This is a genomic window from Microcoleus sp. PH2017_12_PCY_D_A (assembly GCF_020738565.1).
GTDB lineage: Bacteria > Cyanobacteriota > Cyanobacteriia > Cyanobacteriales > Microcoleaceae > Microcoleus.
On the sequence record NZ_JAEQCI010000047.1, the window covers coordinates 58,906 to 83,624 of the forward strand.

At 45.9% G+C, this 24,719-nt stretch carries 27 protein-coding genes; 15 read left to right on the forward strand and 12 right to left on the reverse strand.

All coding sequences use genetic code 11. From position 1 onward, the window contains the following. Nucleotides 1–86 precede the first annotated feature (86 nt). Together JGK39_RS15280 and JGK39_RS15285 are read right to left on the reverse strand one after the other, a co-directional pair. A complete protein-coding gene (locus tag JGK39_RS15280) occupies nucleotides 87–662 on the reverse strand; it encodes a Uma2 family endonuclease (protein WP_293296730.1) in 576 nt (191 codons plus the stop codon). A gap of 78 nt (nucleotides 663–740) precedes the next feature. Continuing rightward, the gene (locus JGK39_RS15285) at nucleotides 741–1,721 is read right to left on the reverse strand and encodes a metallophosphoesterase (protein WP_293253381.1); all 981 of its coding nucleotides are present in this window, start codon (nucleotides 1,719–1,721) and stop codon (nucleotides 741–743) included. A 181-nt stretch (nucleotides 1,722–1,902) separates the two neighbouring features. Between JGK39_RS15285 and JGK39_RS15290 the strand changes: the two genes are divergently transcribed. Continuing rightward, on the forward strand, nucleotides 1,903–3,126 hold the full coding sequence (locus JGK39_RS15290) for a CapA family protein (protein ID WP_293253384.1): 1,224 nt from the start codon (nucleotides 1,903–1,905) through the stop codon (nucleotides 3,124–3,126). Between the two features lie 238 nt (nucleotides 3,127–3,364). Here the strand turns inward: JGK39_RS15290 and JGK39_RS15295 are convergent, their stop codons facing one another. Then, entirely contained in the window at nucleotides 3,365–4,114 is a 750-nt protein-coding gene (locus tag JGK39_RS15295) for a cobalt-precorrin-6A reductase (RefSeq protein ID WP_293253387.1), read from the reverse strand. A gap of 82 nt (nucleotides 4,115–4,196) precedes the next feature. Here JGK39_RS15295 and JGK39_RS15300 point away from each other — a divergent pair, with 82 nt between their 5' ends. Continuing rightward, the gene (locus tag JGK39_RS15300; protein ID WP_293253390.1) at nucleotides 4,197–5,015 is read left to right on the forward strand and encodes a tetratricopeptide repeat protein; all 819 of its coding nucleotides are present in this window, start codon (nucleotides 4,197–4,199) and stop codon (nucleotides 5,013–5,015) included. 369 nt (nucleotides 5,016–5,384) lie between these two features. On the opposite strand, the gene JGK39_RS15305 is transcribed toward JGK39_RS15300, so the two are convergent. Continuing rightward, complete coding sequence (locus JGK39_RS15305; RefSeq protein ID WP_293253393.1) at nucleotides 5,385–6,170, reverse strand: TIGR01548 family HAD-type hydrolase; 786 nt, start codon at nucleotides 6,168–6,170, stop codon at nucleotides 5,385–5,387. Nucleotides 6,171–6,347: 177 nt separating this feature from the next. Between JGK39_RS15305 and JGK39_RS15310 the strand changes: the two genes are divergently transcribed. The 4 genes from JGK39_RS15310 (at nucleotide 6,348) to obgE (ending at nucleotide 11,340) form a co-directional block, all read left to right on the forward strand. After that, on the forward strand, nucleotides 6,348–6,659 hold the full coding sequence (locus tag JGK39_RS15310; protein WP_293253474.1) for a 30S ribosomal protein PSRP-3: 312 nt from the start codon (nucleotides 6,348–6,350) through the stop codon (nucleotides 6,657–6,659). 723 nt (nucleotides 6,660–7,382) lie between these two features. Further along, on the forward strand, nucleotides 7,383–8,456 hold the full coding sequence (locus JGK39_RS15315; protein WP_293253399.1) for a class I SAM-dependent methyltransferase: 1,074 nt from the start codon (nucleotides 7,383–7,385) through the stop codon (nucleotides 8,454–8,456). 569 nt (nucleotides 8,457–9,025) lie between these two features. Next, on the forward strand, nucleotides 9,026–9,904 hold the full coding sequence (locus JGK39_RS15320; protein WP_293253402.1) for a Mo-dependent nitrogenase C-terminal domain-containing protein: 879 nt from the start codon (nucleotides 9,026–9,028) through the stop codon (nucleotides 9,902–9,904). Between the two features lie 395 nt (nucleotides 9,905–10,299). Then, entirely contained in the window at nucleotides 10,300–11,340 is a 1,041-nt protein-coding gene (gene obgE / locus JGK39_RS15325; RefSeq protein ID WP_293253405.1) for a GTPase ObgE, read from the forward strand. A gap of 334 nt (nucleotides 11,341–11,674) precedes the next feature. On the opposite strand, the gene JGK39_RS15330 is transcribed toward obgE, so the two are convergent. Then, entirely contained in the window at nucleotides 11,675–11,821 is a 147-nt protein-coding gene (locus tag JGK39_RS15330; RefSeq protein ID WP_293322261.1) for a hypothetical protein, read from the reverse strand. 41 nt (nucleotides 11,822–11,862) lie between these two features. Here JGK39_RS15330 and JGK39_RS15335 point away from each other — a divergent pair, with 41 nt between their 5' ends. The 6 genes from JGK39_RS15335 (at nucleotide 11,863) to JGK39_RS15360 (ending at nucleotide 16,280) form a co-directional block, all read left to right on the forward strand. Beyond that, a complete protein-coding gene (locus JGK39_RS15335) occupies nucleotides 11,863–12,768 on the forward strand; it encodes a D-hexose-6-phosphate mutarotase (RefSeq protein WP_293253411.1) in 906 nt (301 codons plus the stop codon). A gap of 219 nt (nucleotides 12,769–12,987) precedes the next feature. Further along, complete coding sequence (locus JGK39_RS15340) at nucleotides 12,988–13,161, forward strand: hypothetical protein (RefSeq protein WP_293181301.1); 174 nt, start codon at nucleotides 12,988–12,990, stop codon at nucleotides 13,159–13,161. 208 nt (nucleotides 13,162–13,369) lie between these two features. Next, nucleotides 13,370–13,786, forward strand: coding sequence for a XisH family protein (locus JGK39_RS15345; protein WP_293231397.1), 417 nt, complete (start codon nucleotides 13,370–13,372; stop codon nucleotides 13,784–13,786). After that, nucleotides 13,774–14,115, forward strand: coding sequence for a XisI protein (locus JGK39_RS15350; RefSeq protein ID WP_293192269.1), 342 nt, complete (start codon nucleotides 13,774–13,776; stop codon nucleotides 14,113–14,115). Before JGK39_RS15345 ends, JGK39_RS15350 begins: the two co-directional genes overlap by 13 nt. A 171-nt stretch (nucleotides 14,116–14,286) precedes the next feature. Further along, nucleotides 14,287–15,816 carry a phosphomannomutase/phosphoglucomutase gene (locus tag JGK39_RS15355; protein WP_293296732.1) on the forward strand — a complete coding sequence of 510 codons (1,530 nt, stop codon included), beginning with the start codon at nucleotides 14,287–14,289 and terminating at the stop codon, nucleotides 15,814–15,816. Nucleotides 15,817–16,064: 248 nt separating this feature from the next. Further along, complete coding sequence (locus tag JGK39_RS15360) at nucleotides 16,065–16,280, forward strand: hypothetical protein (RefSeq protein WP_293253417.1); 216 nt, start codon at nucleotides 16,065–16,067, stop codon at nucleotides 16,278–16,280. Between the two features lie 399 nt (nucleotides 16,281–16,679). Here JGK39_RS15360 and JGK39_RS15365 read toward each other — a convergent pair whose 3' ends face one another. The 3 genes from JGK39_RS15365 to JGK39_RS15375 form a co-directional block, all read right to left on the reverse strand. Then, nucleotides 16,680–17,081 carry a hypothetical protein gene (locus JGK39_RS15365; protein ID WP_293253420.1) on the reverse strand — a complete coding sequence of 134 codons (402 nt, stop codon included), beginning with the start codon at nucleotides 17,079–17,081 and terminating at the stop codon, nucleotides 16,680–16,682. 237 nt (nucleotides 17,082–17,318) lie between these two features. Then, nucleotides 17,319–18,935, reverse strand: coding sequence for a serine hydrolase (locus JGK39_RS15370; RefSeq protein WP_293253423.1), 1,617 nt, complete (start codon nucleotides 18,933–18,935; stop codon nucleotides 17,319–17,321). Nucleotides 18,936–19,192: 257 nt separating this feature from the next. Continuing rightward, complete coding sequence (locus JGK39_RS15375; RefSeq protein ID WP_293253477.1) at nucleotides 19,193–20,089, reverse strand: RNA methyltransferase; 897 nt, start codon at nucleotides 20,087–20,089, stop codon at nucleotides 19,193–19,195. Between the two features lie 160 nt (nucleotides 20,090–20,249). Here JGK39_RS15375 and JGK39_RS15380 point away from each other — a divergent pair, with 160 nt between their 5' ends. Both JGK39_RS15380 and JGK39_RS15385 read left to right on the forward strand, forming a co-directional pair. Further along, a complete protein-coding gene (locus tag JGK39_RS15380; RefSeq protein WP_293216634.1) occupies nucleotides 20,250–20,405 on the forward strand; it encodes a DUF2256 domain-containing protein in 156 nt (51 codons plus the stop codon). Between the two features lie 64 nt (nucleotides 20,406–20,469). Continuing rightward, the gene (locus JGK39_RS15385; protein ID WP_293253426.1) at nucleotides 20,470–21,405 is read left to right on the forward strand and encodes an isoaspartyl peptidase/L-asparaginase; all 936 of its coding nucleotides are present in this window, start codon (nucleotides 20,470–20,472) and stop codon (nucleotides 21,403–21,405) included. A gap of 158 nt (nucleotides 21,406–21,563) precedes the next feature. Here JGK39_RS15385 and JGK39_RS15390 read toward each other — a convergent pair whose 3' ends face one another. From JGK39_RS15390 to JGK39_RS15405, 4 genes are all read right to left on the reverse strand, one after another. Then, the gene (locus JGK39_RS15390) at nucleotides 21,564–21,929 is read right to left on the reverse strand and encodes an aspartyl protease (RefSeq protein WP_293191276.1); all 366 of its coding nucleotides are present in this window, start codon (nucleotides 21,927–21,929) and stop codon (nucleotides 21,564–21,566) included. Next, nucleotides 21,926–22,249 carry a hypothetical protein gene (locus JGK39_RS15395; protein WP_293253429.1) on the reverse strand — a complete coding sequence of 108 codons (324 nt, stop codon included), beginning with the start codon at nucleotides 22,247–22,249 and terminating at the stop codon, nucleotides 21,926–21,928. The genes JGK39_RS15390 and JGK39_RS15395 overlap by 4 nt, the downstream gene beginning before the upstream one ends. Nucleotides 22,250–22,271: 22 nt before the next feature. Further along, nucleotides 22,272–22,568, reverse strand: coding sequence for a type II toxin-antitoxin system ParD family antitoxin (locus tag JGK39_RS15400; protein ID WP_293225000.1), 297 nt, complete (start codon nucleotides 22,566–22,568; stop codon nucleotides 22,272–22,274). 75 nt (nucleotides 22,569–22,643) lie between these two features. Then, nucleotides 22,644–23,894 (reverse strand): WD40 repeat domain-containing protein, encoded by a 1,251-nt coding sequence (locus JGK39_RS15405; RefSeq protein ID WP_293243028.1) that lies wholly within the window; start codon nucleotides 23,892–23,894, stop codon nucleotides 22,644–22,646. Nucleotides 23,895–24,089: 195 nt separating this feature from the next. On the opposite strand from JGK39_RS15405, the gene JGK39_RS15410 reads away from it, so the two are divergent. Then, on the forward strand, nucleotides 24,090–24,683 hold the full coding sequence (locus JGK39_RS15410) for a tetratricopeptide repeat protein (protein ID WP_293253432.1): 594 nt from the start codon (nucleotides 24,090–24,092) through the stop codon (nucleotides 24,681–24,683). Nucleotides 24,684–24,719 lie beyond the last annotated feature (36 nt).

Consider the following 24,719-nt stretch of genomic DNA (forward strand, 5'->3'; position numbering starts at 1 on the left):
GTCAATCAGCAATGCGATTGCGTGCTTAGGTGAAGGTTCGTAGTGAGGACTTTAGTCCTCTGTTTTGATGAGGACTAAAGTCCTCACTACGAACCTGTCGTTGATGCTTGCATTCTCAACCAGCTAAATACTTGTTCGGCGGTGATATTCAAGGGAATGATTTCGGGCACGGGAAGGACATCGCTACCTTCGCAAAATTGCGGTTGTTGATTGGGTAAAAATGCTAAAATCGATCGATCGCCTGGATCGACTAGCCATCCCAACTGACAGCCATGTTCGAGACAGTGAATAATTTTTTTAGTTACGCGGTTTGAGCTTTGTTCTGGCGATAGAATTTCGATCGCCCAATACGGTGCAATTAGCACATTGTCTACTAATTCGCCACTCTCATCAAATTGAATTTGTTCCCACAATAGTACAGAAATATCGGGAACAATCGAGCGCCCGCCAAACGTACACCGCAACTCTGGAAAAGCATAAGCTATCTTGGGAGTTTCCGTCACCTGATTAATTTCGTTACAGGTTCTCGATCGCAATAGGCTGTGCTTTGTTTTCGGCAGAGGTTTTTGTACGATCTCACCCTGAATGTATTCACTGGCTGGTTTAGTTTCTGGCAATTTCAGAAATTCTTCAACGGTGATGCGCTCAGTTGCGATCGTCATAAATAAATTCCTCCATGCTAGCGATCTTCAGTATAAGCGAAACAATATTTATCTGGGATACAACTGGTGTTAATTTGCCTAATTTTTGGGAACAATCTGCTGTTTAAATTCAAACACGTTAGGATTTTTGGGGTCATAAAAAGCCCGCAACCAATGCACGTTTGGAGAACCAAAAGTTTCAACTCTGGTAAAGTTTAGCAGTCTGGGGAGTTGGGTATCATCGTCAAAACGAGGTAAAGGTTTGTCGATGCGGAAATAGTGAGTATCGCCGTGCACGAATACGACTTGTCCGGGAAAATTGCGCGTTTCTGTTTCCAGAGTTGCGATAAAATCGTTGTATCCGGTTATTCTTTTGTCGGTTCGATCGAGTTCAAAGCCCGGATTTGCCTGTGCAACTAACATGATTCCTTTGCTGTTGCTGCGTTTTGCTGAAGCAAAAGATTCTTTAATCCAGGCTAAATTAGCGAAATTGCGATCGGCATATTCTTTATCCTGTTCGGGAGTCCGGCCAAAATTGTTGTTGCTTCCCGGCATATTTATCGCCAAAAATGTTATCCCGTTATAAATCCAGCGGACATTTTCACGATATTTAGCAAACTGCGAATTTTCGCTTTGGCGGGTGAGAGTTAAGGTACGTTTCCCCAAACTTTGAGTACCTTTGCTGAAGATTTCTCGCAGTTTAGCAAGTCTTTCTATGGGATTGTTGTAACTGGCGTTATTTGAACGGTGACAGTCAGTCCATTCGTTATCACCATAGGCGAGAATGAAGGGCATTTCAAATTTATTAAATAACTGCTGGCGGCTGACAAAAGTTGCATCATCGCAGACAGATCCACCGCTTTTGATATCGCCGTCGTGAATGACAAAGGCTGCGGGCGATCGATTGATATCTGCAATCAAATTCGGAAATTTTGCTTCTTGTTCTGCGCTGTAAGGCAAATCGCCAATTAAGGCAAATTCAAAAGGTCGATCGCTCGAACTCTGAGCGTAACTCAAAATACCAAAACCCGTAATTGAGAAGAAAACAATAAAGGCAATAATGAGATATTTTTTTGTCATTTATTTGGGTGTAACTAATCGAGTCATTATAAATTGCGTAATCCGAACAAATAACCCGGGTTTTTTAAGGAAGATTGAGAGTTTTTAGCCAATATTTTTGTTGAAAAACCTAGTTTCCAGCCAACGGTGTGCAAGGCATAATGATGATATCATAGATGCCGATAAATCACTCTTAAAAGTTATGACTTTTCGTCGGTTGCTTTCGGTAATTGCCGTGGTTTCGATCGCAAGCTGCGACATCCAAACGGCAAAAACCAATACACAGCGTACAGAAACTCCTAGCTTGCGGGGCCCGACGCCATCGCCAAGGGCAACATCTGTGCCGGCTAAACCCAAGTCAGAGATTAAAGAAGCGCAACTAATTGCTGTCGGCGATATCATGATGCACATTACGCAAACGCGATCGGGCTACGATGCAAAAAAGCAAACATACAATTTTGACAGCTTCTTCGCACCAGTTAAAAGTATCCTGTCAAAAGGCGATTGGGTAACGGGAAACCTGGAAACACCTTTAGCGGGCGAAGATGCGGGCGGATATACGGGATATCCGCTATTTAACGCACCGGCTCAATTACTGGATGCTGCGAAAAAAGCTGGATTTAATATCTTGACAACGGCGAACAATCATGCTTTGGATCGGGGGGAAATAGGGGTAATTAGGACGATCGCAAATTTGGGCGATCGCAAAATTGCATCAACAGGGACAGCCAAGTCTAAAGCAGCGGGCGATCGCACTTTAATCATCACCAAAAACAACATATCGCTAGCAATGCTAGCCTACAGCTACGGCACCAACGGCATCCCGATACCGAAAGGCAAAGATTACTTAGTTTCGCTAATTGACGAAAAACAGATAGTCAAAGATATCGCCAAAGCCCGAAAAAAAGGAGCAGATGCGATCGCAATTTCCCTGCATTTTGGCGACGAATATCAACGACAGCCAAACGCCCAACAAAAACAATTAGTTGAAAACCTCTTAAAAGCTGGTGCAGATATCATTCTCGGCAGCCATCCCCACGTCGTCCAGCCTTACAAAATATTTAAATTCAAAGGTAAGAATGGGAAAACAAGAAAAGCCGTAGCAATTTATTCTATGGGAAACTTCATCTCGGGGCAGAGCAAAGATTATACTGACTTAGGCGTAATTTTGCAAATAAATATCCGCAAGAAATTCCCCGAAAAGACTACAGAAATCACCAGCATCAAAATAATTCCGACTTGGGTACACCGCTACACTCTGAACAATAAATCTAAGTATCGCGTTTTGCCGTTAGAAATAACTGTCATTCAGAAAAAAGATGCGCTGCTCGCAACTTCGCAGTATCCAGTTTTGAAAGGATATCTACAAGAGATGAACGCTCATCTTAACTCATTAAACAGCATTCGTAAAAAATCCATCAAATAGGTTCGTAGTGAGGACTTTAGTCCTTCTTTATGCGGACTAAAGTCCTCACTACCAACCTGACTTTAGTCCTTCTTTATGCGGACTAAAGTCCTCACTACGAACCTGAACAATCATCTTAACTCATTGAACAGCACTCGGAAAAAATTCATCAAATCGGTTCGTAGTGAGGACTTTAGTCCTTCTTTATGCGGACTAAAGTCCTCACTACGAACCTGTTGTCTTTAAATGTATAATGGTTTTACTTCAACTGCTGAATCAGCCAATCAATCGCCCCTGCCACATCAGCAACCCACTCAACATTGGGAATCAAAGTCCGCTGCACCATTACAACAGGAATACCTAACTCCCTAGCCGCGATAATTTTCGCATAGGTAGCAGCGCCACCGCTGTTTTTGCTAACAATTGTATCAATCTGATATTCTAAGAGCAATTGCCGCTCATCTGCCAATGAAAAAGGCCCCCTTGCTAATAATAATTCACCGTGAGGAATAGGAGTATTTGGTGCTGGAGGATCGATCGCCCGCATCAAACACCAAACATCCTCCAAACCCGCAAACTCCGCCAATTCCTGCCTCCCAATCGTGAGAAACACCCGCCGAGAATGCCCTGACAAAGCCCTTGCAGCCTCCGAGTGGCTGGCGACTTCTATCCAGCGATCGCCCTCCACCCTCTCCCAAGGTGGGCGCACCAGCATCAAATGAGGGACATTACACTCAACCGCAGCCACCGCAGCATTCGCTGAAATCTGCGCGGCAAACGGATGAGTTGCATCGATTAAAAAGTCGATCGGGCTACAACGCAAAAACTCAGCCAGCCCAGCAGCCCCACCAAACCCCCCAATCCGCACCGTACCCGTTTTTGGGGTCAAAGGCTGTTTAGTCCGCCCTGCCAGCGAAGATATCACCTCCATATCAGCAATTTGAGAAGCTCTGGCAGCTAATTCAACAGCATCACCCGTTCCGCCCAAAATTAATAAGCGTTTTTTCATAAAATTAGTCCTAACATATCGAACCAATAGCCGGAATTTTGGTTAATAATATCTTTAAGTAAAGTTTCAACTGCCACCAAAGATGATTCGCTCACTTTTCACATTTTTTACAGTATTAATTGTAACCGGGTTAGTTTGGTTGGGAAATATCGCGCCCGCCGCCGCACAACTACAAGCAACAGAGCTCACCCCTCAGCAGCAGGAATTAGGAGAACTTGTTCAGAAAGCTTTTGAGGCTACAAACGAAGGCAAATTTCCCGCCGCAGAAACTTTGTGGACAGAAATTATTGACAAATTTCCCTCACAAGCCGCCGCTTGGAGCAACCGAGGCAATTCGAGAGTCAGCCAAAACAAACTACAATTAGCAATTGCTGACTACGAAAAGGCGATCGAACTAGCTCCCAATGCCCCCGATCCCTACCTAAATCGCGGTACAGCTTTAGAAGGTTTAGGAAAATGGGAAGATGCGATCGCCGACTACAATCACGTACTAGAATTAGACCCCAAAGATCCAGCCGCCTACAACAACCGAGGTAACGCCGAAGCAGGTTTAGGACAATGGGAAATAGCCATTAAAGACTACAGCAAAGCCTTTGAATTAGCTCCAGAATATGCCTTTGCGCGTGCCAACCACGCCCTCGCACTTTATCAAAACGGGCAAGCCAAAGAAGCAATTCGCAACATGAAAAACATTGTCCGCAGATATCCCCAATTTGCTGATATGAGAGCAGCCCTCAGCGCCTGTCTTTGGGAGGTCGGACAGCGCGGTGAAGCTGAGAGCAATTGGGTAGCCGCAGTCGGTCTCGATTCTCGCTACAAAGACCTCGACTGGGTGGCAAAAACCCGCCGCTGGCCGCCAGTTGTTGTTAGCGCCTTAGACAAATTCTTGAACTTGAAATAATCTCTAAATGGTAATGGGTAATGGAAAATTGGTAATATCGCATCCGAGCCATTAACCGCAGTAAAAAAGGTTCGTAGTGCGGACTTTAGTCCGCAGCATTTTGCGGACAGTAAAATTGGTTCGTAGTGCGGACTTTAGTCCGCAGCATTTTGCGGACGTGCGGACTTTAGTCCGCAGCATTTTGCGGACAGTAAAATTGGTTCGTAGTGCGGACTTTAGTCCGCAGCATTTTGCGGACAGTAAAATTGGTTCGTAGTGCGGACTTTAGTCCGCAGCATTTTGCGGACTAAAGTCCGCACTACAAACCTTTTTTTTATGGCTTTAGACCGGGATTGTAGGTATTTTGGGAATCAGCAGCAGGTTGGATTCTTACTTAACTAATTCTCCAATTCGTGCAGTATTCAATTCTTCGACATTCCTGAAAACTGCTGCTGCACCAGCAGTTTTTAGCGCCAGAGCATAGGATTCACAGCGAGCAGAATCATCCAAAACGTGAGGTGGCAAAATTCCTGCACCCAGCCAAAGCCGATTCGGTTGTAATTCCCGCGCTTTCACAACAGTGTAAATATCAGCAACAGTATCTCCGGCGTAAATTACGGGCAAATTGCTTTCTAAACCGTGCAGGTTTTCCAACTGTTCAATTGCTGCGAAAAGTCCAGTCGGATCGGGTTTTCCCGGTGCATCTTCCATGGCGACTAACACGGGGGAATTTAAACTCAGTTTCCCTGACAAAACATAAGCTGCTTCATCTCGCATCGCGCCGCTAAAAAATCCCCAAGCAACGCCTCCAATTGTTAAAGTTTCCAGGTAAGCTGGACTTAACAGCAGCGGTTCGTCACAAATATAACCAGTCCAATTTTTATCATCATTCCCGCGATAGCGACTTTGGAAAAAAGCGATTAATTCGTCATATTTGAAATCGAGTTGATTTCGCGATCGCCCAATCCGCTCAAAATAACGGCAAACCAACTCCAAAGACGCTTCCCAGTCATTATTCCACACACCCTCAGACTTGAGAGAGTCGATATCCACAGAATTCGGGCGAAAAGCACCAGCCGTGAAATGTTCTACCGCATCGGCGATCGCCCGCCGATAGGAACCGGACACATCCCGCACTACACCATCAATGTCAAAAACTAAAATAAATCTACTCATAACTTAATTATTCCTGTAGCTGGGGCGAGTGAGTTCATAAATTTTATCGGTTTCCAGCCCCTAAGCAGCGGTAAACCCAGCCGCGCGACAAAACTTTTAATCGCCGATGACTCATTATTGAACAGAATGTGCTACGCTTAGCGATTGTAGAAATTTTTAATAAGTTCGATCGGAACCCTGGAGGTTTGCTTGTCCAAGTTCATCTTAAAAGTTCTCTGGCTAGAAGAGAATGTTGCCCTCGCCGTTGACCAAGTTGTCGGCAAAGGAACTAGCCCGCTGACAGCTTACTTTTTCTGGCCCCGCAAAGATGCGTGGGAAGAACTCAAAAACGAACTCGAAGCCAAACACTGGATTGCTGACAACGATCGCGTCGAAATCCTCAACCAAGCTACAGAAGTTATCAACTACTGGCAAGAAGAAGGCAGACGGCGCCCGATGCCTGAGGCTCAGTCAAGGTTCCCCGAAGTGACTTTTACCGGCAGCAACTAAGCCCAGCTTGCAGTTGCTACATCTATAAATTGCCTGTGATGGCTGACAGGAAAACGATAGAGGGGGAGAAGGCGAGAGGATTTGCTTTTTCCACCTCTGAAAAATACAATTTAAATGCGCTACAGCCGATCGATATTTTAAATATCATCTCCGAAAAACAGGTTTGTAGTGAGGACTTTAGTCCCCATGAATTTAAATGCGCTACAGCCGATCGATATTTTAAATATCATCTCCGAAAAACAGGTTTGTAGTGAGGACTTTAGTCCGCAAAAATTGATGCGGACAGGTTTGTAGTGAGGACTTTAGTCCGCAAAAATTGATGCGGACTAAAGTCCTCACTACAAACCGTATTTTTTCAAAATAATCTGTTTTTTTTTAATCTCAAATTGTACAGTCAGCGATCGACAAACCTCCCTCGAACCTATTCTCAAAGCGTGTCTACCTACATCTAAAATCCTTTGTATCTATGGTTTGTATCAAAGTCTCGATCCCCCTAAATCCCCCTTAAAAAGGGGGACTTTGACAAGACTCTTGTCCCCCCCTTTTTAAGGGGGGTTAGGGGGGATCGAAGGCCTAATCGTCAAACAGAAGACTACATTTAACGCGCTTGTTGACACCAATAGCCTCTTCCTTCTTCCTTCTTCCTTCTTCCTTCTTCCTTCTTCCTTCTTCCTTCTTCCTTCTTCCTTCTTCCTTCTTCCTTCTTCCTTCTTCCTGGAACTTATGGGCGCCGAAAACACGATCGACCAAACCGAACAAATGCCGCTGGTAGTCAATCCCGAAATTCTCCAGCAAGCCATCCTCTACAAAATTAACACTCGCGTCACCGCACGCGGAGAATTAATTTTCCCCTGCGTACCGGGAATGGTAAACCACTATCTCAAGTCAATCGAAAAGCTATTTAGCACCCTCGACAGACCCCTGCCAGAAGACCGTAAAGAGGAACTCAGAAAGCTTTTAGCGACTAAATTAGAACAGGGCTACCGCACTTCAACAGCATCGATGATGATTCTGCAATACGAATCAGTGCAGCCGCCACAAACCGGTTTAGCTTGCAAAGTAATTGTCACTACTTCAACAGTAGGAGAACAATATAAAAGCTGGGTTGACACCAGAGAACCGCCTCTATTTGGTTCCCATCCCGATGCAAAATTGATGGCAACGGCTGCTAAATTGGGAAATCCCGATCGCATCCGCATCTTAGACGTGGGGGCCGGTACCGGGCGCAATACCTTACCGCTGGCGAGATTGGGCTATTCTGTAGATGCGATCGAGCTAACCCCAGCTTTTGCAGAACAACTGCAAGCAGCCGCAACAGCCGAAAACCTTCCCGTCACAGTAACAGAAGGCGACGTGCTCGATCCCTTAATGCGGATGAAACCAGCCCGCTACCAGTTGGCAGTTGCCGCCGAAGTCATCTCGCATTTTCGGGACATCGATCAAGTAAGGCTTTTCCTCGCGAAAATGTGCGATTTCCTCTGTCCCGGAGGCGTGTTGCTATTCAGCACATTCTTAACCGTCGGCGACTACCAGCCAGACGCCCTCGTGCGACAAGTTGCACAACTTTCCTGGTCTACTTTATTTACACCCCAAGAGCTCGCCTCCGCCATGGAAGGCTTGCCCTTAGTCCAAATATCCGACGAATTGGTGTGGGAATACGAACGCCAGCACCTGCCAAAAGAAGCCTGGCCGCCGACGCCCTGGTTCCCGAGTTGGGCCACCGGTAGAGATGTTTTCCCGATGGCAAATGGACGGCCGCCCATGGAATTGCGCTGGATTTTGTGCCGCCGCAGCTAAGTAAGAGTTGAGGTATGTAGTTGCGCTTGGGCGCTCTTTCATCAAGAGCGCCCAAGCGCAACTACGTGCCTTTAATACTTGAGGTAGGTTGTTGCGCTTCACAAGAGCGCCCAAGCGCAACAACCTACCTTGATTTGATGTTATTGTTCCGTCTCGGGCTGATTTATAAACTGCCCCAGCAATCACAGGTCTTGACAGGCGGTAATAGTTCCATCAACTCTTTTTATTTCCCCACTATAAAGACAACTTGTTGTCAAATGTTGCGGAGTTTTTACACAAAATTTACAAATATATATATTAAAATGTAAACATAGCGAAGTAGAATCGCCCCTGGGTGAGAAACCCGCTTGCTGATTAGATCCTATCTTGGCAAACCTGTGATTGCTTGCGATAAATTTGGTCGCTCTGGCGTTGAAATTACGTAAAATTCGATACGCCATCTACAAGCGGTGCAACTATACTTAACAATGAATCAACAAAACCTATTCCTCAAGATAGACGACACTTTAGGGGAAGAGGATTAAACCATACATTAGCTCGCTAATTGGCGAAGCTCTTGAGAACAAAATATGCTTTTAACACGTCCACTACAAGCGTTTGGAGCAATCTTCGGGCACAAACCTTCAACAAAAAGATCGATCGAGCAAAAAAGCAGTAAAAATTATTTAGGAGGGAATATTTATCCCGCTCCAAACCAACAACTTGACTGGTATATCATCCAACTGGAAACGCTGATGAGTAACGCAAAATCGAACTGCACGGATAGAGAGATTGCCGCTTGGCTGCGGGGATTGCTGACAATTGCTTGGGCTGACGGCAACTTTGACGAAAACGAGCAAAAAATGATTGCTAGCCTGACTCAGGATGAACTAAATCCGGTATCTTTTGAGACCGGTTTTGAACCGATTACCGCAGAGGAACTAGCTGCTGTGTTCGGGATAGGTACCACCAACGGGGAGAATTTTTTGAGAACAGCAGTCATGGTAGCCTTAGCAGACGGTACGTACTCGCTCTCGGAAGACGAGGTACTTTACAATTTTTGCACAGCTTTGGGTCACAACGTGGAGGCGATCGAATCTCTGCGACACACGATCGAAGACAGCAGCGATCGGCCTCCGGAATCAAGCAGCCAAACAGCCGTTGATTATGCAGCAACACCGCTTTCATCGGGGCTACATAAACCTCACCATAAAAATGTCCTGCAACCCGTCAAAGATTGGCTTGACGGCTGGGAAGTTCACGATCCGAGAGTGGCACGTTTTGTCTGCAAAATGATTCCACCGCAGTGTCCGTTTGAGCGAGATGTCGTGTTATTTGGCCGCAAAATCGTCCACATTCCGGCGATGTGCAAGATTAACCCGCTGTACGAACAATTGGTGGGGATGCGCTTTCGAGCTCTCTGCTATTTGGCAGATGATTGCAAGGAAGATGTATCAACCTATTGTTAGGGGCATTGGGAATTGGGAATTGGGAATTGGCCCGCGCAGGGCATTGGGAATGGGGAATTGGTAATTGGTAATTGGTAATTGGTCAATTTTGTGAGATTTTCGATTAATGACTGTATGCTATGAACCAATGACTACTAATTAGTTGAGTAGGAGGGTGCATTTTAGTTTGGTAAAAACATTTTTTGTTTGAGTGCTGTCACTGCTGGCGTGATTATATAAGCACCCGAGCGGGGACAGCACTACAAAAGCAAAACAGAGATGCTCCCGAGTAGGGAGTAGGATGTGTAATGCACACCAAAAGATCAAGATTGTAGTTGGATCTGGTATCATAACGAATGACTAATGACTAATGACTACTGACTGCTGACTAATGACTACTGACTATTAACTAAATTATGCAATTTATCGATCGCGCAGATATTCAAGTCGCAGCCGGGAAAGGCGGCGACGGTATGGTAGCTTTTCGCAGAGAAAAGTATATACCGGCGGGCGGGCCGAGCGGGGGCACCGGCGGGCGGGGCGGTTCTGTGTTTATGGTGGCGGTGGAAAGCCTGCAAACGCTGCTGGATTTCCAGTACAACCGGATTTTTAAGGGCGAAAACGGGAAGAAGGGCGCGCCGAAGAATATGACTGGTGCTTCAGGGAGCGATCGCACGATCGAAGTTCCCTGCGGTACAGTAGTTTACGATGCGGAAACTCAGGCAATTTTAGCAGATTTGGTGACGCCCGGACAGACTTTTTGTGTTGCCAAAGGCGGCAAAGGCGGTTTAGGAAATAAGTGTTTTCTGACCAATTCTAACCGCGCTCCAGATTATGCGATGCCGGGAAAAGAAGGAGAACACAAGTTTTTGCGGTTGGAATTGAAGCTATTAGCTGAAGTGGGAATTATTGGTTTGCCGAATGCGGGCAAATCAACCTTAATTTCTGCTTTGTCGGCGGCGCGCCCGAAGATTGCAGATTATCCGTTTACAACTTTAATCCCGAATTTGGGCGTAGTCAAAAAACCGACGGGCGACGGTACTGTTTTTGCTGATATTCCAGGATTAATTGCCGGGGCTCACGAAGGCGCGGGTTTGGGTTACGAGTTTTTGCGGCACATTGAACGGACTCGGTTGTTGCTGCATTTGGTGGATATTACTGATGAAGATCCGATCGCCGATTACATCACAATTCAGGAAGAGTTGAAGGCTTACGGGCGGGGTTTGGCGGATCGGCCGCAGATTTTGGCTTTTAATAAGGTAGATGCGATCGATCTTGAGGATGAGGAAATTGGAAATGCGATCGCGCGATTGCAGGAAATCAGCGGTGCTCCGGTGTTGATGATTTCGGCTGTGAGTCGAGTTGGGTTGGATGAGTTGATGCAGCAAGTTTGGCTGAAACTCGACGAGATGAATGAGGTTGAGGCGGAGGCGCTATCAGCAGTGGGAGTTTTGTAGCCCGGTTCTGAGTTTTCGGTTGTATTTAATCCTTGCATAATTAAGAGAAACCGGGTTTCTGCCAAAATCTCTCGCCACCAAACCTAAATTTTCCCAGAAACCCGGTTTCTTAATCTTTGCATAATTAAGAGAAACCGGGTTTCTGCCAAAATCTCTCGCCACCAAACCTAAATTTTCTTAGAAACCCGGTTCTTAATCTTTGCACAATTTCCAGAAACCGGGTTTCTGCCAAAATCTCTCACCACCAAACCTAAATTTTCCCAGAAACCCGGTTTCTTAATCTTTGCAGAATTAAGAGAAACCGGGTTTCTTCCGAAATCTTTCACCACCAAACCTAAGAAACCGGGTTTCTTCCGAAATCTTTCACCACCAAACCTAAATTTTCCCAGAAACCCGGTTTCTTAATCTTTGCATAATTAAGAGAAACAGCCGATCGCGCATTCCACTCAAACTCAACAATACAAACAACCGCAGCAACCATAATATCAGATAATTGGAAAGCAATTAACCTCCGCCACCAGCATGAGTATTGACCAACTAAACACAGACTACAGCATCGCCGGCCACCTCACCTTCGCCAGCGGAAACGGCGGTTTCCCGATGATTCACATCGACAACGGCCAAGCCAAAGCCTTGATATCTGTGTATTCCGGCCAAGTGCTCTCCTTCCAACCAGCCACCGAAACCGCAGATTTGATGTTCCTCAGCGACAAAGCTTACTACGCCGAAGGGAAAGCCATCAAAGGCGGTGTACCCATCTGCTGGCCCTGGTTTGGCCCAGATCCCGAAGGTTTGGGCCGCCCAGCCCACGGGTTTGTCCGCAATCGCCTGTGGAATGTCGTCAACACCGGTACAACTCCTGACGGCGCAACCCAAGTCACCCTAGGCCTCAAGGATACTGAGGAAACTAGAGCAATTTGGCCCCAAGCTTTTGAACTGGCGATCGCAATTACCGTCGGCACCACTCTCACAGTAGAATTAATCACCCGCAATAAGGGCGAAAAAGCATTTCCCCTCACCCAAGCCTTCCACACCTACTTCCTAGTCGGAGACATCAACCGCGTGCAGGTGTTGGGTTTAGAAAACAGCCAGTATCTTGATAAAGTTGACGGTGGAGTCGAAAAAACTCAAGTAGGTGCAGTGGTAGCAGTCGGTGAGGTCGATCGAATTTATCTCAATGTCACCAACGAATTAGTCATAGACGACGCCTCCCTCAACCGTCGGATTCGCATTAAATCATCTGGTAGTAAATCCGCCGTCGTGTGGAATCCCTGGGTGACAATTTCTGCAAACATGGCCGACCTCGACGATGCAGATTATCAGCGCTTAATCTGCGTGGAAACGACCAATGCGGCGACGGATATTGTCGAAGTCCCCGCCCATGGTGAGTTCAGTTTGCAGGCAATTTACAGCGTTGAGCGCGACTAAGGAATGAGAGTTTAATCTCAGCGGTGATGGGGCTATAATTTTCATGATAGAGTTGAAAAACTCTGTCACCGTAATGCCTAAGTCTTACCCTCAGAGATATTGCTATAATGAGATATCAAGAGAAGTTATGGACAAATCAACAGCTAATATCGTTTAAGCTTGGATCGGAATGATTTAACCGCAGAGAGCGCAGAGAACACAGAGTCAGAAAAGAGAGAGATGAATAATTCTAATACCAATGAATTTGATATAATATCCGAATATACTGAGTGGCAAAGTACCGAGTGGCAAGACTATTCATTAACGCAACTTTTCTACGAAGATGATGAAATTGAATATTCCTTGGAAGATGCTCAAGAAATCTATCAAATTAATCAATTTAAATCTACATAATGGATACAAATAAAAGACCATTCTTTGTCGTAAAATAAACCTCAAAGAACAAAAAAGTGATTTTTCTTATTGGCAAACTCAATCTTATCAAGCCAGACTTAAGGCATTAGAAGAAATTCGTCATAGTTATCACCAATGGAAATATAAAAATGCTGAATCAAGACTTCAAAGAGTTTATACAATTTCTCAACGATAATCATTAATTACTATGGCAAAAGACATATTTCATAACACCGTCAAAATCGCTCTTCAAAAAGAAGGTTGGCAAATCACCCACGATCCTTATCAACTGCGCTATGGTATAGCTGATATCTACATTGACTTAGCTGCCGAATCAGCGATCGCAGCCGAAAAAGAAGGCAGTCAAATCGCAGTAGAAGTAAAAAGCTTTATTAGTGGCTCTAACATTTCAGCATTTCACACGGCTCTTGGTCAATTTCTAAACTACCGAATTGCCATAGAAGTTTCTGATGAACCAGGGCGTATTTTGTATCTAGCAGTACCAAGAGATGCTTATCAAACCTTTTTACGTTTTGAACCAGCAAAAACTGTCATTGAGCGGTATCAGGTTCGGTTAATTGTTTATAATCCAAATAGTGAGGCTATTGAACAATGGATAGAATAAATGAGTATCGCCAAATTGTTTGTCAATTTCTCGAAGACTTCGCCAAAGACGACACCCAAGCTCAGTTAATTTTTGACCATTCACGCGATCGCTATTTGGTGATACATCATAGTTGGCGCGATGAATATCGCATATATGGTTGCGCCATGCACTTAGATATCATCGAGGGCCAAGTTTGGATTCAGCAAAATAGCACCGAAGTCTTCATCGATCAAGAGCTAATTCAGCGCGGTGTCTGTAACAAAGATATCATTTTGGGATTTCGCTCACCCACAATCCGCAAACATCTTGCCGCTATCCTAGACAGTCAAGAAAGTGATACAGTTTGACAAGGCTTTTAACAATGGGCAATTGATAATTGGATCGAAAGCGGGTTTAACTCCCTCACCTATAATATGGATTGTTTGAGGGTAGGGTTTGAATCTCCATCCAAAAAATTCACTGTCAACTGTCAACTGTCAACTGTCAACTGTCAACTGCTATACTTACCATCAATGATTATGCAAAACTATAACTGGAAAAAACTCCAAAATGGCTCGGACATTCGCGGTATCGCCCTCGAAGGGGTTCCCGGCGAAACAGTCAACCTCACGCCGGAAATTGCGACAATTTTAGGTCAATCCTTTGTCAGTTGGCTGGTGCAAAAAGTCAATAAACCTGCTGAAAAGTTGATAATTGCGATCGGGCGTGACAGCCGCCTCTCCGGGCCAACTTTAATGCAAGCAGTCATGGAGGGCATCGCCTCAGTTGGTTCTACAGTATATGACTTTGAAATGGCATCAACTCCCGCCATGTTTATGAGTACAATCACCCCCGGTTTTGAGTGCGACGGCGCAATTATGCTGACTGCTAGCCATTTACCATTTAATCGCAACGGCTTAAAGTTTTTCACCGCTAAGGGTGGATTGCAAAAAAAAGATATTACCGACATCTTAACATTTGCCGAAACCAATGAGTTTAAAAAAGCTGCCGTTCCCGGTACTATTACCAAGCATGATTTTATCTCAGTTTACGGTAATCAATTTGTCGAGAAAATTAGGGAATCAGTCAATCATCCCGAGAATTTTGAGCAGCCGCTGACAGGGTTGAAAATTGTTGTGGATGCGGGTAATGGTGCGGGCGGATTTTATGTTGATAAAGTCTTAAAGCCTTTAGGTGCAGACACGACGGGCAGTCAATTTTTAGAACCGGATGGTACTTTCCCCAATCACGTGCCGAATCCCGAAGATAAACAGGCAATGCAGTCAATTTGTCAAGCGGTTATTGCCAATCAAGCTGATTTTGGGATTATTTTTGATACGGATGTCGATCGCAGTGCGGCGGTGGATTACATTGGCAAGGAACTCAATCGCAATCGCTTAATCGCGTTGATTTCGGCGATCGTCCTACAAGAGCACCCAGGCTCAACCATCGTTACGGATTCTATCACATCCGATGGCTTAACGCAATTCATCGAACAGGATTTGAAAGGAATTCACCATCGCTTTAAACGCGGTTACAAAAATGTGATCGATGAGTCGATTCGCCTGAATGCAGCGGGACAGGAATCGTGGCTGGCGATTGAAACTTCTGGACATGGCGCTTTGAAGGAAAATTACTTTCTGGATGATGGCGCTTATTTGGTCAGCAAATTATTGATTGAATTGGCTAAATCCAAGCTGGAAAATAAATCTTTGCCCGACTTAATTGCGAATTTACAAGAACCTGAAGAAAGTTCCGAGTTTCGGATTAAAATTGGTGTGGACGATTTCAAAGCTCAGGGAAATTTGGTCATTGAGCAACTGCAAGAATTTGTCTCAACCCAAGCCGACTGGCAAATTGTACCCAATAATTACGAAGGTTTGCGAGTTTCCTGCACGTCAGCTAGCGAATCGGGCTGGTTTCTGCTACGCTTGTCACTGCACGATCCGGTGATGCCTTTGAATGTTGAGTCGAATGTTAAGGGTGGTGTTGCTCAAATAGTCGATCGGCTTTTAGCTTTTTTCCAAACAACAGAATCCCTTGATTTGTCGGCTTTATCGAGTAGATAAGGAAGACGGCGGTTTCAACCGCCTCTACAAAAACAAAGATAAAGAAGACGGCGGTTGAAACCGCGTCTACACAAACAAAGTCCGGATGGTGCGCGGACTAATGAAGAAAATAGAAGAAAATCACGTTATTTTAACGGTTCGCTCTTCAACCTGCGGAGGCAGGTTTTGGCTGTGTCGCCGCGGTTTCAACCGCCGAGTTTTCTCTTAATAAACCAAACCCAAGGAGGGATTTGATCGTGTGGCTTTTAATGATTAAATGTTCTGCGGAAAGCTGGACTCTCAATTCCAAAGCTTTCAAAGTCATTGCTGACAAATATCCGGCTACGCCTCTTTCTTCTAAAAAGATGAAAGGCGACGGTGAACGTATCATGGAATATCAATTGGAAAATGTCAATGATGTAGAGGATTTTATGGATGAATGCTTGACTTTAGAGGGTTTTACTGCTACTTTTGAATCTCTGTAAATATCAAATCGACTGACAGGGCTTATTTGTTACGTCTGAACAGTTTGGCGCCTCAGAAACCGGGTTTCTACGAGATTTTACGCCCAGCAATCAAAAATAGAAGGAAGAAACCCGGTTTCTCGCCCTCTCAAGAGTTTGGCGCCTCAGAAACCGGGTTTCTACGAGATTTTACGTCTAGCAATCAGAAATAGAAGGAAGAAACCCGGTTTCTCGCCCTCTCAAGAGTTTGGCGCCTCAGAAACCGGGTTTCTACGAGATTTTACGCTTAGTAATTAGAAATATAGGAAGAAACCCGGTTTCTCGCCCCCCATGCGTCACGCTTCTGTAAATCTAAAATTGACTGACAGCGCGATCGGCCTACAATAATTCTAGGATCGATCGCAACTGTTCAAAGCCTTCTTAAAATCGGTTTGAGCTGCGAATGCGTCCGTTGTAATTGACTGTGATTCTTCCTTCTTGGGAAACAGTCACAACCGTCTCAACCGTATATACAGACGAACCGGGTTTGTAACCTTGAAAAGTAAATGTCCAAGTACCGTCACCATTGTCAACAAAAGGCGATTCTGCTGATGCGCCGTGCATTGATGCTTCGGCTCGATATTTGCCCAAACCGCCGTTAGCATTTTCTGCTGCTTGACGGGCTAGGTTTTTCGCTCGATTCAGTTCGATATTATTGGAAATAACTGTAATATCCGTGAATTCACTTTGAGAAGAGCGAAGGGGATTGCTGAAGGCGGGGGAGACTCCCACGGCTAAGGTTGAGAGTGCTAGCAAACAAGCAAGTCGGGTGGTTAGTTTCATAATACAAACTCATTTATAGTTTGTAAACTCTACGGGACTTGCGCTAACATACCCGGAAGAGTTAAAAATTCTCTGAATAGCCTCGAATTTAGAGGTTTTTATCGGTTTGTAGTGAGGACTTCAGTCCTCGGATTTGGATGCGGACTGAAGTCCTCACTACGAACCTATTTTAGGTGAGGAATGCTAGTCCTCGGATTTGGATGCGGACTAAAGTCCTCACTACGAACCTAGAATCAATTAATTTTTAATTTTTACTTGGGAATCGGCGGGCGTTTCCCCGTCGTTCAAATAGCGGTAACTCATCTTAGAAATATCCCGAATCAAACTTTGAGCGGGCTTCTCGGTTTCCGGCGGATGCTTCACCATCACTGCTACTAAATAGCGCTTGCCGTTGGGCAAATCTACCATCCCCGCATCGGCTAGCATTGTATTGATGTTGCCGGTTTTGTGAGCAATCACTGCTCCTTCGCCCAAGCCTCTCGGTAGCAAAGTATCGTTTTTAGTTTGCCGCATGATTTGCAAAATTCGATCGCGCGATTTGACAGAAACCAAATTTCCGCGATCGACTTGAGCCATAATATTTATCAAATCCTTCGGGCTGCTAGTATTCGTTCCCTCCAAATCCGGCAACTTATTCCGCAGCACCGTCGCCCTCAATCCCCAGTTAGCAAATTGCTGATTTAAAACCTCCGCACCTCCCAACAACTCAATCATCATATTTGTCGCCGTATTGTCGCTGACAACAATCATCTTTTTCGCAACTTCCAAAGCCGAATATTTCTGGCCCGGTGCGTCGTCTTGCATATCCCCAGAACCCTCAGCAATATGTTCCGGTTTCAGCGTCAACATCTGATCTAACTGGATTTTGCCCTCATCTACTGCTTGGAAAAAAGCTACTAAAATTGGGACTTTAATCGTGCTCGCTGAAGCAAAAGGAGCATCGCCGTTAAAATTTAGGTAGCTTCCTGTATCTAAATCAACTAGAAATATTCCGGCTGTTAAAGTAGGATTTTCTGTTGCTATCACCTGAACTTGTGTTTTCAAAGCTGCTAATTCTTGATTCAGTTGCAGGGCTTCTGGGGTGGCTGGTGCGGCAACTGCGCTATCGGCTGGGTTTTTCTGGTCTGCGGGGGTTTCCTGTGTGGCTACGCCCGATCGACTTACAGCATTCACCACTGACAGCAGCGTACCGCAAATCACCGCCATCCCAACTCCCAAAATCAGCAACCGAGTAGCGTATACCAACGGCGGCACGTTCCGAGTTGCAGAGCGTTTTCCCGGTCTCTGATTCGCTTGGGGGCGCGGTTTCGGCACGGGGGCTTTTTTGAGCTTGGGGGCTGTTACCGGGTCTGGAATGCTCTCTGGCGGTGCGCTAACCCGACTTTTACGGGCTGGGGGGGGACTTGTCGTTTCGGGTTCGCTGATGGGATTGCTGGCCCGAGTGCTGACAGGGGAATTCGGTTCGGGAAAAGCGAACATATCGACAGCAGCGAGGCCTTTTTTGCGAGGTTGGCGGCTCTTCGCCTCCCCAATTTTGGTGGTTTTAGCGGTTTTGGGTTTTCTGGGATTAATTGCTGATTGGGGATTGGACAAAAAGTCCTGCGCGCTCAATTCTGCGGGGGTAGGTGCGGGAGATTTTGCTCTACTTCTGCTGCGGCTTGTTTGCGGTGGGAAAGTCGCAGTTTCTGATGTGGGAATTTCCCCATTGCTGTTTTGCGGTTGGGGAGGGCGGCGACGGCTGGATTTGCCAGACTCGGTTGAAGCGCCGGATTGAGGCGGCTGCGGGCCGGAGTTGGCAGAGGCTATCGAGGACATCACTGATAATATCGATCGTTTGGGAAACCGCTCTGCCACGTCTTACTCCTTCTGCACTGTAAATTTCAAGTTTAAGATTTTTTAGCTTAACAGCCAATCACTTTTAGATTTTAGATTTTAGATTTTAGATTTTAGATTTTAGATTTTAGATTTTAGATTTTAGATTTGGGATTTTAGATTTACTCCACACGCACCCGTGCACGCAATTGTCACCCAAGAAACCGGGTTTCTTGACTAAAAACCTAGGCTTTAAGGTAATTTCCCGGCAAGAAACCCGGTTTCTAATACCACTACACCTAGCTATCCGTTGGATTTTCCGGCAGCGCCCCATCCAGAGTATCAGAAACTGGCGATCGCGGATAATTTTTCAATCCCCATTCTGTTTGACGGATCGCGCCCCGCAGCATGGCGACTTCATCCACTGTCGGATAAGCCCTGTTGTACAAACGCCGAAATTTTTCCATCCGACTTGCTGCTGTGTGCGGCTGCAAATACCCAATTTTCAGTAGCAGCCCTTCTAATTGCTGGTAATATCCCTCCAAATTTTCCAACGGAGCACTGTTGGGAGAGGGGGAGAGGGGGAGATTGGGAGATTGGGCAAATATTGCCTCTTCCTTATTCTTTCTATCCGTTACATCCGCTACAGAATCCGTTGCTGAACTTCCCTCTTCCTTCTTCCCTCTTCCTTCTTCCTTCTTCCTTCTTCCTTCGTCTAGATACAATTCATAGCAGCAAATAGCTACGGCTTGAGCGAGATTTAAGGAAGTGTAAGCATCGCTGCTAGGAATCCGAATCAAGCGCTGGGCGCGGTTTAATTCGGCGTTAGTCAATCCACAATCTTCTCGACCAAAAATTAGGGCGCTGGGGGCTTCTAGCAACCAAGGTAAAGCATCTGCGGGTGCTTCTAGCGGCATTGGGTGCGATCGACAATCATCTCCTGTAGTTGCGATCGCCCTGACACATCCTACCAAAGCAGCCGGCAAACTCTCAACTACTATCGCCGTTTCTAGTATTGAGGCGGCGCGCACAGCCATCAACCGGGCTTCTTCCCCTAAATAATCGCACTGGGGATTCACCAAAATTAATTGGTGCAAACCCATATTTTTCATCACGCGGGCCACAGAACCCACATTTAAGGGCCCTGCGGGTTCGACTAAGACGATTCGGATGTTGGCTGATGCCGTTGCGAGCATTTTTACTGGGGAGATTTTTGGCTGAAATTGGGTTGTTTCTTCAGCAACAGGCAAGATGCCTGTTCCACAAGAATTTAATTCTCTTGTGGAACAGGCATCTTGCCTGTTCATAATCAGAATAATACAATATCTAAGTTAGTAATCCACTGTCAAAATTAGCATGGCAAAGCAACGATCGAAGTCCGATTTACCGACTAAGATGTGTCCGGTGTGCGATCGACCTTTTACTTGGCGCAAAAAATGGGCCGACTGCTGGGATGAGGTGAAATACTGCTCGGATCGCTGTCGCCGCCGCCGTAATAGCACAGAAAATTAAGAATGTCTTGCCATTTGCCAAACTGAGGCTAAGATTGCAAAGGAAAAATTTCACGGTTAGAAGTATGGCATCGCAACAGGTGCAACCAAAGCTAGTTATTCACGGCGGTGCCGGTAGTTGTCTGCAAAGCAAGGGCGGAATTGAAGCGGTGCGGAAGTCGCTTTACGATGTTTTGGAGGCAGTGTATCCGCTGCTGAAAAATGGCGCAAGTGCCGTAGATGCAGTAGTGCAGGGCTGTCGGTTGTTGGAAGATGACCCGCGATTTAATGCGGGCACGGGTTCTGTGGTACAGTCGGACGGGCAAATTCGGATGAGTGCTTCGCTGATGGACGGTTTGGCGCAGCGTTTCAGCGGCACAATTAATGTGGCTCGCGTTCAAAATCCGATCGAACTTGCTCAATTTTTGCAGACTTCGGACGATCGCGTACTCTCAGATTACGGTGCGGCGGAATTGCTGCGAGAACTTCACTTACCGATTTACGATCCGATGACGGATTTGCGGTTGCACGAGTGGATGCAGGAACGCCAAGGCAATTTTAACAGAGCAATGGCTAATGTGGTCGCGGAACCTGCGGGTGTTGGCACCATCGGAGTTGTAGCTTTGGATACTGAGGGACGCTTGGCTGCGGGAACATCGACTGGCGGCAAGGGTTTTGAGCGCATCGGGCGGGTTAGCGACTCAGCAATGCCTGCGGGAAATTACGCGACGGGCAATGCGGCGGTTAGCTGTACTGGTATCGGCGAGCACATCATGGATGAGTGTTTGGCGGCGCGAATTGTGATTCGGGTAACGGATGGTTTGAGTTTGAAAGCTGCTTTTGAGCGTTCTTTTGCGGAAGCTGACGATCGCAAACGGGATTTTGGTGCGATCGGGATTGATGCTAATGGTGCGATCGCGATCGGCAAAACTAGCGAGATCATTCTCGGTGCTTTTCACAACGGTACGGAAATGGGCGATACTTTGGAAACAAAGAAGGGAACGTTAGTTTTTGTTGCTTAAATTTGCATAGAAGCGGTGGTTTAGATTCCCGACTTCGCAGGAGTTGTCGGGAATCTCGATCGGCGTTAGTTTAATATCATGTCCGGTAGCCTCGTTCCGATTCGGACATGATATTAAGATAAGACGAACGGTAGCTATCTCGTAACGAGCCAAAAACTTCACCCCAAGGTCAGGATTCCCGCCGCCAAATCTACCACTAACCGTTTAGTTTTCAGCCATTCCATCCCGATGATAATTTCTGGTATCTCATCTCCTGCTACCACAGGAATATTAAATTCTTGACCGTCAATTTGCACAGTGCCGATATAAATATTAAAAGTACCTTCTCCTCGTGCAGTCTTCATGGGGTATTCATCATCTACAAGCAGCCAATTAAAATCTAAATCTTGGCTGTTTATCGCCAACCAACCGCTGAATCCTGTATCTAGAAGCGCATCCGCAAATATGACTTCCCCATCAGCAGCTACCAAACTTATTTCAAAAAATAGTTGATTTGTCTCTTCATCAAACTTTCCTTGAATCATAAAATACTGCCACAAACTCCGGTCTCATTCAAGCGCCGAACAACCATTAGTTTTTGGGGAGAATTTGTTAACAGCTTCCCAAAAGCGACGAGTTGATCTTTCTCAACAAAATATTCGCCACTATCAGGATCGATAACAACGTACCAATTGTAGTGAGTCGCCATGAGTTCGTCGCGGACTCGTTCAAAAATCGGGCGACAGCGCTGCCACCGCAGTTGGCTTTCAGCTTTTTGTTTTGCTTTCTCTTCGGGAGAAATCGGAGTTTTTTTGTATTTGTCAGAGATGTGGCGGGGTTTCCATCCGGCAGGTGCTGTTATCATAGTTTTTGTATTAGCTCTGAATCTAGTTTAGCAAAGATCGCCGACTCATTCCGGCTCCAGACTCAGAAATTAAGCGAATTTTTTCCTGCAATCTGGCAAAAACTACTTCACCATCAGTCACTTTTCCTTGAGCAATTTGCTCAGTACCGCTAGCAATTTTTTGTCTGAGTGCTGCCAGACGCTGCTGTTTCAATGCGCGATTTCTTTCTTCTAGCAGTTGCAATGCTTCGCTAAGTAGTTCTTGAACGCTGTCATAGTTGCCACCTTGTAATTGCGAGCGCACGTAATTTTCTTGTTCGGGTGTTAGGGTAACGTTCATTGTCTGGGCCCTTCTAAAAAACCTTAAATCAATTATACTATAATAATTTAATCATCACCATTCACCTCAACCATCTTAAATTCGCAACTGCCAAAGTTTAACTGTACCATTATCGCTACCGCTGACCAGAGTGTCGCCCAACTTCCCGATCGCCACCGCCGACACCGGGCCCGAATGTCCCTCCAAAGCGTGCAGCAATTCGCCTCGCAAATTCCAAAGCCTAACAGTACCGTCAAAACAGCCCACAGCAAAATATTTCCCGTCGGGGCTAATGGCGGCGGCGGAAGTGATGCGAATTCCGGTTTGCACCGAATGCAATAATTCGCCTGTTTCCAAATTCCACAGGGCGATCGTTTTGTTGGAATGACAGACTAGAATTTGGCTGTCTGGAGTAATTGCTACATAATTTTCGCTACCAAATGTTCGCCGCACTTCTCCCCCCGGTAATTCCCACAAAGTCACGGTAGCGCGACAGAAACCGCTGGTTGCATTCAGCCCGCTGGCTATTAACATTTTGCCGTTGGGACTCAGGGCGATCGCACTTATGTCATCTCCTTGATAGCCTTTCAAAACTTGCAGCAGTTGGCCGCTGTTGAGGTGTTGCAGCTTGACAGTGCCACAGGTGGTGCCGATCGCCAAAATTTGCCAGTCGGGACTCACAGCGACAGATTCGTGGCGGTGTACGTCTGCTAAACGCTTCATCTGTTCTCCATTTTGCAGGTTCCACAGTTTGACTGTACCCGCGCGCGATCGCGTCAGCAGCGTTTTGCTAGCGGGGCTGAAAGCAACTAGCAACACGGCGGTTGAATGTCCGCAAATAGTCCGCAGCAGTTCCCCGCTGTGCAAACTCCAAACTTTCACTGTACTGTCGTGAGATCCCGTTGCTAGTAATTGTCCGTCGGGACTGATCGCAGCCGAGAGAATGCTGTCTGAATGGTGGAGAGTGGCTTTTAAGACTGCGCCGGATGAGGTTTTTGGTTGTTTTTTATACCCGGCTATTACCAGCCAGTCGATCGCATCCCTCCAATTTTTGAGCGCATTTCGGGGTCGATTTGTCAATATTTCTATGTATCGGTACAAGGTTTTGGATAAGTCAACCTCTACACCCTTGATTTGTTTGTTAAGAAGTACCGCCATCTCGGCGGGGCTGTAACCGCACAGCAAGCCGCACAAGTGCCTTTTTTCCACGGGTGTCAGCCCTCTTCGGGTGTGGGGGGCGAATTCTAGTTTGGCATTGGCTAAGTCGCTGTAGAGCTTTTCGATGTCCCAGTCGTAAATTGCCCGTACAAACGGTTCTTCGGGTCGATCGAGGTTTGAGGGTGTCATTTGTGGCAGTCGCGATCGAGTTCCTAGTCAAATTCCTAACCAAAATCCTAACATTCGCTGTGCGCGATCGGACTGCTTTCACCACTAATCTATTTTTAACACAGCAAACAGCCAAAAGAGCTTTCGGTAAAAAATGTGCCGAAATCCTGACTTTTACAGTTTGCTAAATAATTCTACATTAACCGGAGAAATAAAATGCCTGGAATTGCGATCGCCTTATTTTTCGTCCTCGGTTTGGTTTTAAGTCTTGTTGGTTATATTTGGGGATTAGTTCAAGCTTTTGGAGAGGAAACTCTTTGGGGAGTCCTTTACTTGCTTGTTCCCTTTGCAGGCTTTGTTTTTTATGTCAAAAATTGGAGCAACACAAAAATCAGAAAAACCTTCTTGATTCAATGTGCTGGTTTGCTAATGTTTGTCTTGGGAGGTGTTACTACTTCAGTATTTTATGGCGGAAATTTCACACAAATATCCGATCCTAGCCAGAATCAAGAACTAAAAAATAACGATAGCTCTCCTTCTTCTTTTCCTTCGGATCTTAACACTTCTCCATCACCAAGTCAAGAATCATCTCCGGCTGCTGAGCCATCTCCTCAAAGTTTTATAGCGCCGATTCAAAAAGACGAATTCAAACAATCGATGAAACTTGGCTATATCTACTACGGACAGAGAGAATATCAAACGGCTTTAATTAATTTTAACAGAGCTTTGCAGGTGCGTCCGGGCGATGCTTATGCTATCAAGGCTGTTGACAATACCAAAATGGCGATCGCCGGCAGTCGGACTAAATAATCCACGTTCACATTCACTTGAAATTCATTAAACATA